At 61.7% G+C, this 12,504-nt stretch carries 9 protein-coding genes; 4 read left to right on the plus strand and 5 right to left on the minus strand.

Going from position 1 to position 12,504, the window contains the following annotated elements; all coding sequences use genetic code 11:
* Positions 1-22: 22 nt before the first annotated feature.
* Positions 23-2,458 (plus strand): penicillin-binding protein 1A, encoded by a 2,436-nt coding sequence (locus SM130_RS19025; RefSeq protein ID WP_102826238.1) that lies wholly within the window; start codon positions 23-25, stop codon positions 2,456-2,458.
* 68 nt (positions 2,459-2,526) lie between these two features.
* On the opposite strand, the gene SM130_RS19030 is transcribed toward SM130_RS19025, so the two are convergent.
* From SM130_RS19030 to rpmE, 3 genes are all read right to left on the minus strand, one after another.
* Positions 2,527-3,795 carry a malic enzyme-like NAD(P)-binding protein gene (locus SM130_RS19030; protein WP_102826239.1) on the minus strand — a complete coding sequence of 423 codons (1,269 nt, stop codon included), beginning with the start codon at positions 3,793-3,795 and terminating at the stop codon, positions 2,527-2,529.
* Positions 3,796-3,950: 155 nt separating this feature from the next.
* Complete coding sequence (locus SM130_RS19035; protein ID WP_102826240.1) at positions 3,951-4,745, minus strand: thermonuclease family protein; 795 nt, start codon at positions 4,743-4,745, stop codon at positions 3,951-3,953.
* A 20-nt stretch (positions 4,746-4,765) separates the two neighbouring features.
* Positions 4,766-4,978 (minus strand): 50S ribosomal protein L31, encoded by a 213-nt coding sequence (gene rpmE / locus SM130_RS19040; protein ID WP_003295571.1) that lies wholly within the window; start codon positions 4,976-4,978, stop codon positions 4,766-4,768.
* Between the two features lie 196 nt (positions 4,979-5,174).
* Between rpmE and SM130_RS19045 the strand changes: the two genes are divergently transcribed.
* The 3 genes from SM130_RS19045 to SM130_RS19055 all read left to right on the plus strand — a co-directional run bounded on the left by SM130_RS19045 (position 5,175) and on the right by SM130_RS19055 (position 9,917).
* Complete coding sequence (locus SM130_RS19045; protein ID WP_102826241.1) at positions 5,175-7,397, plus strand: primosomal protein N'; 2,223 nt, start codon at positions 5,175-5,177, stop codon at positions 7,395-7,397.
* A gap of 114 nt (positions 7,398-7,511) precedes the next feature.
* Positions 7,512-9,251 carry an arginine--tRNA ligase gene (gene argS, locus SM130_RS19050; protein WP_102826242.1) on the plus strand — a complete coding sequence of 580 codons (1,740 nt, stop codon included), beginning with the start codon at positions 7,512-7,514 and terminating at the stop codon, positions 9,249-9,251.
* Complete coding sequence (locus tag SM130_RS19055; protein ID WP_102826243.1) at positions 9,252-9,917, plus strand: SPOR domain-containing protein; 666 nt, start codon at positions 9,252-9,254, stop codon at positions 9,915-9,917.
* Between the two features lie 55 nt (positions 9,918-9,972).
* On the opposite strand, the gene SM130_RS19060 is transcribed toward SM130_RS19055, so the two are convergent.
* Together SM130_RS19060 and ubiD are read right to left on the minus strand one after the other, a co-directional pair.
* On the minus strand, positions 9,973-10,944 hold the full coding sequence (locus SM130_RS19060; RefSeq protein WP_102826244.1) for a CDP-6-deoxy-delta-3,4-glucoseen reductase: 972 nt from the start codon (positions 10,942-10,944) through the stop codon (positions 9,973-9,975).
* Positions 10,945-11,017: 73 nt separating this feature from the next.
* Positions 11,018-12,484 carry a 4-hydroxy-3-polyprenylbenzoate decarboxylase gene (gene ubiD, locus SM130_RS19065; RefSeq protein ID WP_102826245.1) on the minus strand — a complete coding sequence of 489 codons (1,467 nt, stop codon included), beginning with the start codon at positions 12,482-12,484 and terminating at the stop codon, positions 11,018-11,020.
* Positions 12,485-12,504: the final 20 nt, after the last annotated feature.

Consider the following 12,504-nt stretch of genomic DNA (forward strand, 5'->3'; position numbering starts at 1 on the left):
ATCCTGGATTCCAAGAACCCCGATGCGTTTTTTGAAATTTCTTCTCTGGTCGTGCTTCGCAGTTTTTTGCACGCTGCTGCTCAGCATCAGCGGTGCATTCCTCTACCTAAGCCCCAACCTTCCCTCGGTCGACGCTCTTCGCAGCATACAGCTTCAGATTCCTCTAAGGGTCTACAGCGCTGATGACAAGCTGATCGCAGAGTTCGGCGAAATGCGCCGCTCGCCAATTCGGTTCGATGACATTCCCGAGGAATTCATCCATGCGTTGCTGGCTGCAGAGGATGACAATTTCGCCAATCATTATGGCGTCGACATAACCGGCCTGATGCGCGCTGCCACGCAATTATTGAAAAGCGGACAGATTCAGACCGGCGGCAGCACCATCACCATGCAGGTGGCGAAGAATTACTTCCTTACCAGCGAACGAAGCTTCTCGCGCAAAATCAACGAAATCCTGCTGGCACTGCAAATCGAGCGCGAGCTCAGCAAAAACGAAATTCTCGAGCTATACGTCAACAAAATTTACCTCGGTAACCGAGCCTACGGTATCGAGGCGGCGTCCCAGGTCTATTACGGCAAATCCATTTCTGAACTGAGCGTTGCGCAGCTGGCGATGATCGCCGGACTCCCCAAGGCCCCCTCCGCATTCAACCCCGTGGTCAACCCGAGCCGCAGTAAAGAGCGGCGCGATTGGATCCTGGGGCGCATGTACAGACTGGGCACGCTGGATGAATCTAGTTATCGGCAGGCGCTGGCTGAACCTGAGACTGCGCGATACCACGGAGCTGCGCCCGAGCTTGATGCGTCATACATTGCCGAAATGGCCCGCGCAGAGATGGTCGGGCGCTTCGGTAGCGCCGCTTACACTGATGGATTCAGGGTACAGACTACTGTTTCGAGCGAGCGGCAGATGGCGGCAAACAACGCGCTCAATAGCGGGCTTATCGAATACGACCAGCGCCATGGTTATCGTGGACCTGAGGGCCGCCTTGCCGATCTGCCTCGTGATAACTGGGTGCAGGAACTGGCCAAATACAGGGGACTGTCCGGTCTCCAGCCGGCCGCAGTGACGCAAATCGAGAACAGCGGCATTGTTGTGCTCACCAGGGACGGCAAAGAGCAGCCGGTCAGCTGGGAGAGCATGAAGTGGGCCCGCCCGTTCCTCGGCATCAATAGCATGGGACCCAGACCACAACGCCCGGCAGACGTGGTGAAGGTTGGCGATGTGGTGCGCATTCGTTGGCAGGACGAGGCCGCTCTATTCAGCCAAGTACCGCTTGCACAGGCAGCCTTGGTTTCCCTGAATCCTCAAGATGGATCGATCGAAGCACTGGCGGGCGGCTTCTCCTTTGGCCAGAGCAACTACAACCGCGCCATCCAGGCCAAGCGCCAGCCCGGCTCGAGCTTCAAGCCCTTCATCTATAGTGCGGCACTGGACGCGGGCTACACCGCCGCGAGCCTGGTCAACGATTCCCCCATCGTCTTCGTCGAGCAGGGTATGGATCGCATCTGGCGCCCCAAGAATGACAACAACACCTTTCTCGGCCCGATCCGCATGAGGGAGGCACTGTACAAATCGAGGAACCTGGTTTCGATCCGCCTGCTACAGACAATGGGCATTGACCATACGGTCGACTACATCAGCCGCTTCGGCTTCAATCCGCAGGACCTACCACGCAACCTTTCGCTTGCGCTGGGTACGGCGACGCTGACGCCGATGGAAATTGCCACTGGCTGGACGACCTTTGCTAACGGCGGCTACAAGATCGAGCCGTATCTCATTCAACGGATCGAAGATCGGGAGGGCAATCTGGTCTTTGAGGCCAACCCTGCACGGGTCCCAGAAGGCGATATCCAGCATGCAGACGCCGACGCCGACGCCGACGCCTATGCCGCGCCAGAAAACCGCGCACCCATCACAGACGAATCGACAGATACCGAGCCGCGGTTTGCCGAGCAAGTGCTGGATGAGCGCACTGCCTACATCATGACCAGCATGCTGCAGGACGTCATCAAACGCGGCACGGGCCGTCGTGCCCTGGCGATGGGTCGAAATGACATTGCCGGTAAGACCGGTACCACCAACGATTCCATAGACAGCTGGTTCTCCGGGTATAACGCCGACATCGTCACCACTGTTTGGGCCGGCTTCGATCAGCCGCAAAGCCTTGGCCGCAATGAGTACGGCGGCACGGTCGCTCTGCCGATCTGGATGAGCTACATGAGTGCGGTACTCAAGGATATGCCCGAGCACCCTCCGGCAGAGCCGGACGGGCTACTCAAACTGCGGATTGACCCAGTCAGTGGTCGAGCGGCCACGCCCAGCACGCCCGACGCCTATTTCGAGGTGTTCAAAAGCGAAGATTCGCCACCTCCGATGGGCGAGTTCGATTCCGGCTATCAGGCTCCCGGTAGCCCACTGCCCGCCGATGAGGCAGCACCGCTCGACTTGTTCTGATCGCTAACCCGATTAGTCGACCCATAAAAAAACCCCGCCTAAGCGGGGTTTCTTTTATTCATCGACGGTCAGCCGTTGAATACGTCGTGTACCGACTGCAGCGGGTAGTGCGACGGGTAAGGCAGCGTCGCCACACCACTCTCGATCGCTGCCTTGGCGACGGCGTCAGATACCAGCGTGATCAGGCGCGGATCCATGGGTTTCGGGATGATGTACTCGCGCCCGAACTCCAGACTATCCACTCCATAAGCGGCAGCCACTTCTGCCGGCACAGGCAGCTTGGCGAGTTCACGCAGCGCAATGGCGGCGGCGATTTTCATTTCCTCATTGATGCGCTTGGCACGAACGTCCAGTGCACCACGGAAGATAAACGGAAAGCCGAGCACGTTGTTGACCTGATTCGGGTAGTCAGAACGACCGGTGGCCATAATGACATCGGAGCGCGTTGCATGTGCAAGCTCCGGACTGATTTCCGGATCCGGATTGGAACAGGCGAAGACAACCGGATTGGCCGCCATGCGCTTGAGACCTTCGGCACTCAGCAGATTGGCGCCTGACAGGCCAACAAAAACGTCGGCACCTTCGAGCGCATCATCCAGGGTGCGCTTGTCGGTTTCATGGGCAAACACAGCTTTGTACTGATTCAGATCGTCACGGCCGGCATGGATCACGCCCTTGCGGTCGATCATGAAGATGTTTTCGATCTTCGCGCCCATGCTGACCAGCAGCTTCATGCACGAGGTCGCAGCCGCACCAGCACCGAGACAGACGATCTTGGCCTGCTCAAGCGTCTTGCCAGCGATTTCCAATGCGTTGAGCATGCCCGCCGCGGTGACGATGGCGGTGCCGTGCTGATCATCATGGAAAACCGGAATGTCGCACTGCTCGATCAGGGCGCGCTCGATTTCGAAGCACTCTGGTGCCTTGATGTCCTCAAGGTTGATGCCACCGAAGGTGATGGAGATACGCTTGACGGTATCGATGAAAGCCTGAGGGCTTTCGGCATCAACTTCGATATCGAATACGTCGACGCCAGCGAATCGCTTGAACAGTACGCCCTTGCCCTCCATCACCGGCTTGGATGCCAGGGGACCAAGGTTACCCAGGCCAAGAATAGCGGTGCCATCCGAGATAACCGCCACCAGATTGCCTTTACCGGTGTAACGGTAAGCCAGCTCTGCATCGCGAGCGATCTCACGAACAGGCTCGGCGACACCTGGACTGTACGCCAGAGATAGGTCACGAGCGGTAGCGGTGGGCTTGGTCAGCTCGACGCTCAGTTTTCCCGGACGGGGTTGGGCATGGTATTCGAGCGCGGCAGTTTTCAGGTCAGTCATGTGGCATTTCCGCTTATTTTACTGGGACAGACAGGCGGTCGAGCATACGCCAAGAACAAGCGCAGTCACAAGCCAGGTTGCCCAGCTAGCTGTCAAGCCCGAGCCAGTACGACTTTCCGGGTAGATGCGCGCCCGGCCAGCGAAGAAGAAAACACTTAGCGAGACAGCCCCAGCATGGCCGGATGGGTAACGCGCAGCATCCAGCGAGCCTCGTTCTTTCCTGCCCGCCCGCGACGATCAACCAACCAGCCCCTCGGCTCGAGTCGCTGTCCGACGAGGGCATCCAGTGCTCGAAGATCGAAGGCCTCGAACGCCTGTGGCGGTATGTGCAGCACCAATGGGCCTTCCATCTCCAGCCAATAACCGCCGCGATTGCGCTCGACCCGCTCGACCTTGGCATCGATCAGACTGAAACCGCCCTGCCTGAGCGACTGCGGCGAGCGAGGCGTCAGCTTGCGCCAGACGCCAAGGCGCTCCTGGCGACCCTGCTGTTCAGCTCGCTGGTGACAGGCCACCAATGCGGTGTTCGGTGCGATCGCAACCATGAAGCCGAGGCCTTCGGCAAGCAGCGTTGCCTCAAGGTTTCGGCCCTGGACATCATAGGCATGCGCAAGGGTTCGCCCGTAGCGATCACGACGCTCCCGGCCAATGACCAGTCCTATACGCCCTTCACTGCCCTGCACCAAAGCCTGCAGCCGTCGCTGTGCCGCCAGAGCGTATGGCTCTGCCCTGCGCCCGTCACGGCCCAGCTCCGGCGTATTGATTCCGATCAGCCGCACGCTGCGACCATCGACCAGCCGCAGCGTGTCGCCGTCGACCACCCGCGCCACTTCAAACGATGGCAGGCGCCCCGGCGATGGACAGAACGCCAGCGCCTGAACGTGCCAGAAGACGGAAACGAAAAAGGCGCCCACCAGGGACGCCTTCTTCATGTGCTCGGAAAACCCCATCGGATTCCCGATACGCCAGCTTACTTGGCGCCAAACACACCGAAACGCTGCTTGAAGCGATCGATACGGCCGCCGGTATCCAGCACTTTCTGCTTGCCGGTGTAGAACGGGTGGCACTCGGAGCACACGTCGAGGCTCAGGTTCTTGGCCAGCGTGGAGCGGGTCTTGATGACGTTACCGCAGCTGCAGGTGGCTTCGATTTCGACGTAATTAGGATGGATATCGGCTTTCATGGTGAATCCTCTAGGATTGTGTGCCGCCACCCGACCCTATGTCGAGTACCGCACGAAGTAGGGCGCGAATCATACCAGAGCGCTAGGGTGATGCAAGCGCAGGCGACGGGCGCACCGACCCGCCGAAGATGTGCTTACCATCGGCGCCAAACGGTACGATCGTTTACCATCTGCGCTCATTGCCAAGGAACACCGCTTGCCTTCCTGCATCCTCCGCCTGGCGCTGCCCTCGCCTCTGCGCCGCTTATTCGACTACCTGCCGCCGTCCGGCATCGCCCGTACTGCTTTACAGCCGGGCGTGCGGCTGCGCGTACCGTTCGGCAGGCGCGAAGTGATTGGCATCCTGGTGGAGCTGGCCGAAACGAGCGAAGTGCCGGTAGAAAAGCTCAAACCGGTGCTTGAGCTGCTGGATCTAAAACCCCCGCTACCCACTCCACTGTTCAAACTCTGCCTGTGGACCGCGCAGTACTACCAGCACAGCCTTGGTGACACCCTCAGCTGGGCCTTGCCGGTACTGTTGCGTCAGGGTGAGCCCGCCGAAGCGCGTCAGGAACGTTACTGGCGCATGGTTGAAGGCGCCAGTCCCGACGACCCGCGATTGGCTCGCGCACCCAGGCAGCGCGACGCGTTGAAAGCCATCGCCCAGCATGCTCACGGCCTGCCGCATGCGCTGCTCAGCAAACTGCAGTTGAACAAGGACAGCCTCGACCTGCTGCTGGAAAAGGGCTTGGTGCGTATCGAAACCCGTCGCAGCCGACCGTCGCGCGAGCACAGCGGGAGCTGGCTACTACAGGCCGAGCTGACACTCAATGCGCAGCAACGCGCAGCATTCGAGGCAGTCAATGCCGGCCTCGATGGCTTTCAGGCGTTCCTTCTGGCCGGCGTAACCGGCAGCGGCAAGACAGAAGTCTATCTGCAGCTGATCCATCGAGTACTTGAGGCCGGCAAGCAGGCCCTGGTGCTGATCCCGGAGATCAACCTGGGACCGCAGACGCTCGCCCGCTTCGAACAGCGCTTCAACGCCCGGATAGCCCTGCTGCACTCCAATGTCAATGATCGTGATCGACTCGATGCCTGGCTCGCTGCCCGCGACGGCGAAGCGGACATCATCATCGGCACCCGCTCGGCGCTGTTCACGCCAATGAAGAACCCGGGGCTGATCATCATCGACGAGGAGCACGACGCCTCCTATAAGCAGCAGGAAGGCCTGCGCTATCACGCCCGCGACCTGGCCCTGCTGCGCGCACGCCAGGAAAACCTACCAATTGTGCTCGGCTCCGCCACGCCGTCACTGGAGAGCCTGCACAACGCCCATAGCGGTCGTTATGCACTGCTCAAACTCACCGAGCGCGCCGGCAACGCCCAGTCGCCGCGATTTCTGCGCCTGGATGTGAAGAGCCGCCCGCTAGATGCCGGCATTTCCGGCCCGCTGCAGCAAGCTATCGGCCAGACGCTCGGTGCCGGCCAGCAGGTGCTGGTCTACCTCAACCGGCGTGGCTTCGCTCCTACCCTGCTCTGCCACGACTGCGGCTGGCTCAGCCAATGCCCGCGTTGCGACGCGCGGATGACGCTGCATCAGCGCCACAACGAACTGCGCTGCCACCATTGCGGCCATGTCGAGCGCCCGCCACGCAACTGCCCGGATTGCGGCAAGGTCGACCTACGCCCAGTAGGCGCCGGGACCGAACGCGCCGAGGAGCGCCTGGGTATCCTCTTTCCCGATTACCCGGTGCTGCGCATCGACCGCGACAGCACCGCGCGCAAGGGTGCGATGGAGCAGATGATCGGCACCATCAACCGCGGCGAGCCCTGCCTGCTGGTCGGCACTCAGATGCTTGCCAAGGGCCACCATTTCCCCCGCGTCACGCTGGTGGCAATTCTGGATGCGGACGGCGGGCTGTTTTCCGCCGATTTTCGCGCCAGCGAACGCATGGCCCAGCTCATCGTCCAGGTCGCCGGGCGGGCCGGACGCGCAGAAGAGCCGGGCAAGGTGATCATCCAGACGCATCTTGCCGACCACCCGCTGCTGGTGCAGCTGACCGAGCAAGGCTACTTCGCCTTCGCCGAGCAGGCGCTGTCCGAACGCCGCGCGGCGGGACTGCCGCCTTTTAGCCACCTGGCGCTGTTGCGCGCCGAAGCACAGAAACCCGGCCAGGCCGAAGCCTTCCTCGATGATGCATGCAGTCTTGCCGAACAGCTGCTCGAACAACTGCAACTCAACGGTATCGAATTGCTCGGCCCTATACCCGCACCGATGGAGCGGCGCGCCGGACGCTATCGAGCTCAATTTCTGCTACAGAGCAACGCCAGGGCGACTCTGCACCGACTGATGGGCGACTGGGTGCCCATGCTCGAGCAGCTGCCCGGCGGCCGCGCCGTGCGCTGGAGCCTGGATGTCGACCCGATCGATCTGTTCTGATCGCCTGCCATATATGCCTACTTTTCCCGGCCTGGGCACGACGCACCTTGAAGCGACACCCATCGCACCCCGATAATGCCGGGTTTTCGCGCACTCTTGCGGACCGAGCCGACCATGAAAGACAGCATTCGCCACCTGATCCAGCAAGCCCTTGTTCGTCTGACCAGCGAAGGCGTACTGCCCGATGGACTGACTCCTGCAATCCAGGTGGAGAACACCAAGGACAAAAGTCACGGTGATTTCGCCAGCAACATCGCCCTGATGTTGGCCAAGCCGGCCGGGCTGAAGCCGCGCGAGCTGGCCGAGAAGCTGATCGCCGCACTGCCGCAGGATGCGCAGGTCAGCAAGGTGGAGATCGCCGGACCGGGCTTTCTTAATTTCTTCCAGAACAGCGATGCACTGGCCGAGCGCCTCGAAACGGCACTGGCCGACCCTCAGCTGGCAGTGCGCAAGGCAAGCGCTACGCAACGCGTGGTGATCGACCTGTCGTCGCCGAACCTGGCCAAGGAGATGCACGTCGGCCACTTGCGCTCGACCATCATCGGTGATGCGGTGGGCCGGGTATTGGAGTTTCTCGGCGATGAGGTGGTCCGCCAGAACCACGTCGGCGACTGGGGTACCCAGTTCGGCATGCTGCTCGCTTACCTCGAAGAGAAGCCAGCCGCCGCGGAAAGCGAGCTGTCCGACCTGGAGCAGTTCTATCGCGCCGCGAAACAGCGCTTCGATGAGTCCGCCGCATTCGCCGACCGCGCTCGCGAGCTGGTGGTCAAGCTGCAGGCTGGCGACGCACAGTGCCTGAGCCTCTGGACCCGCTTCAACGACATCTCGCTGTCGCATTGCCAGAAGCTCTACGACCGCCTCAACGTCAAGCTGACCCCGGCCGACGTGAAGGGCGAAAGCGCCTATAACGCTGAGCTGGCGGGCATCGTCGACGCCCTGCGCGAGAAGGGCCTGCTCACCGAGGACAACGGCGCGCAGTGCGTCTTCCTCGACGAATTCAAGAATGCCGAGGGTAACCCGCTGCCGGTGATCGTGCAGAAGGCCGGTGGCGGCTATCTCTATGCCACTACCGACCTGGCCGCCATGCGTTACCGCAGCCAGGTGCTGCATGCCGATCGCGCGCTGTATTTCGTCGACCAGCGCCAGGCGTTGCACTTCCAGATGGCCTTCGAAGTGGCACGTCGCGCCGGCTTCGTTCATGAAAGCATGCAGCTGGAACACATGGGCTTCGGCACCATGAACGGCGCCGATGGCCGCCCGTTCAAGACCCGCGACGGCGGCACGGTGAAGCTGATCGATCTGCTCGACGAAGCCGAGCAGCGAGCTTACGCCCTGGTAAAAGGCAAGAACCCGGACCTCGACGAAGCTGAACTGCGCCAGATTGCACGGGCGGTGGGCATCAGCGCGGTCAAGTACGCCGACCTGTCCAAACACCGCACCAGCGATTACCGCTTTAACTTCGAACTGATGCTCAGCTTCGAAGGCAACACCGCGCCCTACCTTCTTTATGCCTACACCCGCGTGGCCAGCGTTTTCCGCAAGCTGGGCAAAGGCGTCGACGAGACCACGGGGCACATCCGTCTCGAGGCAGAGCAGGAACTCGCCCTGGCCGCCAAACTCGCGCAGTTCGGCGAAGTGCTCAACATCGTCGGAGAAAAAGGCGAACCGCACCTGCTGTGCGCTTACCTGTACGATCTGGCCGGGCTGTTCTCCAGCTTCTATGAGCACTGCCCGATTCTCAGCGCCGAGCAGGAAGAACAGAAGCAGAGCCGTCTGCGCCTGGCCGCCCTGACCGGCAAGACCCTCAAGCAGGGCCTGGAACTTCTCGGCCTGGAAACTCTGGAGCGCATGTAAGTGGCTGCAAGGAAGAAAGCCGCGCCCAAACGGGGCGCCAGCCGCTACCAGGCACCCGCCAAGCAGGCCGTGCCAGGCTGGATCTGGCTGGTCTGCGGCCTGGTAATCGGCGGCTTCATCATGTTTTTGATGAGCCTCGAGCCGGGCGGCGAAGAGGTCAAGCGAGCCAAGGAAGCGCCCAAGACTGCGATAAAGGAGCAGCCCAAGCGAACGCCGACCTCAGAACAGCCGCCACGCCCGAAGTACGACTTCTATACGCTGCTGCCCGAATCCGAAGTGATCCTGCCACCGGAAGCCAAGCAGCCAGAGCCGCCCGCCAAGCCGGTAACACCGGAGGAAGCGGCGAAGATCGATGAAGCTCGCGCCCAGGCCGCACTCAATGGCCAAGTACCGCCACCACCGCCCACAGTGGCCAAGGCGCCGGTGACCCAGTTCTTCCTGCAGGCGGGTTCCTTCCGTCAACAGGCGGAGGCCGATCGCGTGCGCGCTCAGATCATCCTGCTCGGTCAGGACGTGCGCGTGGAAAGCGTCAAGGTGCGTGACGAGCCCTGGTATCGCGTACTGGTCGGGCCGTTCGGCACTCGCGAGCAACTGAACGCCGCGCAGAAGACGCTCGCCGCCAGTGGCTACAAGAACCTGCTACTGCAACAGCGGCAAACGCGCTGAACGAGAAACGCCGGGCTTCGACCCGGCGTTTTTTATCTCAAGCAGCGAACCCGTTTCAGGCTTCCCGCGGCGCGTAGGCAAACACGTCTGCGCGCATCTGATGCGGATCCATCCCAGCCTCCACCAGCGCATCGAGCGTGCCGTAGACCATCGAAGGGGAGCCGCTGGCATAGATATGCAGCGATTTTAGATCAGTGAAATCCTCACGGATCGCTTCATGCAGCATGCCGCAGCGCCCTTCCCAGCCACAGACGTCACTGACCACGCGATGCAGGTGCAGATTGCTCATGCCCTGCCATTCATCCCAATGCGGCAGTTGGTAGAAGTCCTCAGGCCGCCGCACGCCCCAATACAGGTGCACCGGATGCGCGAAACCGGTGGCGCGGCAATATTCGATCAGGCTGTGCATCTGCGCCATGCCGGTGCCGGCAGCGATCAGCACCAGCGGCCCGTCCGGCAGCTCGGCCAGATGCGTATCGCCAAACGGCAGCTGAATTCGCGCAAAGCCCTGTCGCTGCAGGAAGGCCAGGAGCTCGATGGCAGATTCCTCGCGAGCCAACACATGCAGTTCAAGCTCCCGACCACTGCCAGGCGCCGAGGCAAGGGAAAACGCCGACCACTCGCCATCCTCCCGCTGCAGCAGCAGGTACTGGCCGGCGTGATAGCGCGGCTGTCGACCGGCAGGCAGGCGTAGGCGTACACGCACCACATCGCCACCAACGTCTTCGTAGCCGCTCAGCTGACAACTCAGCTCGCGCACCGGCAGCTCGCCGGGCGCCAGCACGCCATCCCAGAGCAGCACGCAGTCTTCCAGCGGCTCGGCAAGGCAGGCCAGCAGCTCGCCGTGATCACGCACTTCACCGTTCTGCCGCGCCCTTCCCTCAACCAGCAGCGAGGCGCAGATATGGCAATTGCCGTTGCGACAGCTTTGCGGGCATTCGTAACCCAGACGCCTGGCGGCATCGAGAAATCGTTCGCCGGGCCGCACGTCGAGCATGGCGCCGGATGGCTGCAAGGTAACTTTCATGTGCACGTCTTATCAGTGAACGGGATGACCCGCCAAGGCTTAGGGCGGGCTCGGGCCCGCCTCTTCGGTTATGTCAGTCGATACCCAGCTGCGACCAGAGTTCATCGACCCGCTGCTTCACCGCCGGGTCCTGGACGATGGCCCGCCCCCATTCGCGGCTGGTTTCGCCCGACCACTTGTGGGTGGCATCCAGGCCCATCTTCGAGCCCAGCCCCGAGATTGGCGAGGCGAAATCCAGGTAGTCGATCGGCGTATTGTCGATCATCACCGTGTCGCGTTTGGGATCCATGCGCGTGGTGACGGCCCAAATCACATCGTTCCAGTCACGGGCATTGATGTCGTCGTCCGTGACGATGACGAACTTGGTGTACATGAACTGACGCAGGAAGCTCCACACACCCAACATGACCCGCTTGGCATGACCGGGATACTGCTTCTTTATGGTCACCACCGCCATGCGGTAGGAACAGCCTTCCGGCGGCAGGTAGAAGTCAACGATCTCTGGGAACTGCTTCTGCAGGATCGGCACGAACACTTCGTTCAGCGCCACGCCGAGAATCGCCGGCTCATCTGGCGGACGGCCGGTATAGGTGCTGTGGTAGATCGGATTCTTGCGCTGCGTGATGCGCTCGACGGTGAACACCGGGAAACGGTCGATCTCGTTGTAGTAGCCGGTGTGGTCGCCGTAAGGACCTTCGTCGGCCATTTCGCCTGGGTAGATGTGCCCTTCGAGAACGATCTCGGCATACGCCGGCACTTGCAGGTCGGAGCCGATCGCCTTGACCAGCTCGGTACGCGAGCCACGCAGCAGGCCGGCGAAGGCGTATTCGGAGAGGCTATCGGGTACCGGCGTGACCGCACCGAGAATCGTCGCCGGGTCGGCGCCCAGCGCCACCGCTACCGGATAGGGCCTATCCGGGTACTTCTCGCACCATTCGCGAAAATCCAGCGCGCCGCCGCGATGGCTGAGCCAGCGCATGATCACCTTGTTGCGGCCGATCACCTGCTGGCGGTAGATGCCGAGGTTCTGCCGCTCCTTGTTCGGCCCCTTGGTGATGGTCAGGCCCCAGGTGATCAGCGGCGCGGCGTCACCCGGCCAGCAGTGCTGCACCGGAATCTTCGCCAGGTCGACATCGTCGCCTTCGATGACCACCTCATGACAGGGCGCATCCTTGAGCACCTTGGGCGCCATGCTTATGACCTTTCTATAGATCGGCAGCTTGCTCCAGGCGTCCTTCAACCCCTTGGGCGGCTCCGGCTCCTTGAGGAAGGCCAGCAGCTTGCCGATCTCGCGCAGCTCGGAGACATCCTCGGCGCCCATGCCCAGGGCCACCCGTTGCGGCGTGCCGAACAGGTTGCCGAGCACCGGCATATCGAAACCAGTCGGGTTCTCGAACAGCAGCGCCGGGCCCTGCTTGCGCAGGGTGCGGTCGCATATCTCGGTCATTTCCAGAACGGGAGAGACGGCAGTGGTGACGCGTTTGAGCTCACCACGTTTTTCCAGGCCGCTGATAAAGTCGCGCAGATCGCGATACTGCATGCTTGAGCCTCGCATGGGGC

Source organism: Stutzerimonas stutzeri, assembly GCF_038561965.1.
GTDB lineage: Bacteria > Pseudomonadota > Gammaproteobacteria > Pseudomonadales > Pseudomonadaceae > Stutzerimonas > Stutzerimonas stutzeri_AA.

What these genes read in the sequence shown, in the direction of transcription:
- SM130_RS19025 (WP_102826238.1), top strand. Translation starts at nt 23, where the DNA reads ATGCGTTTTTTGAAATTTCTTCTCTGGTCGTGCTTCGCAGTTTTTTGC.
- SM130_RS19060 (WP_102826244.1), bottom strand. Translation starts at nt 10,944, where the DNA reads ATGAAAGTTACCTTGCAGCCATCCGGCGCCATGCTCGACGTGCGGCCC.
- rpmE (WP_003295571.1), bottom strand. Translation starts at nt 4,978, where the DNA reads ATGAAAGCCGATATCCATCCTAATTACGTCGAAATCGAAGCCACCTGC.
- ubiD (WP_102826245.1), bottom strand. Translation starts at nt 12,484, where the DNA reads ATGCAGTATCGCGATCTGCGCGACTTTATCAGCGGCCTGGAAAAACGT.
- argS (WP_102826242.1), top strand. Translation starts at nt 7,512, where the DNA reads ATGAAAGACAGCATTCGCCACCTGATCCAGCAAGCCCTTGTTCGTCTG.
- SM130_RS19035 (WP_102826240.1), bottom strand. Translation starts at nt 4,745, where the DNA reads ATGGGGTTTTCCGAGCACATGAAGAAGGCGTCCCTGGTGGGCGCCTTT.
- SM130_RS19030 (WP_102826239.1), bottom strand. Translation starts at nt 3,795, where the DNA reads ATGACTGACCTGAAAACTGCCGCGCTCGAATACCATGCCCAACCCCGT.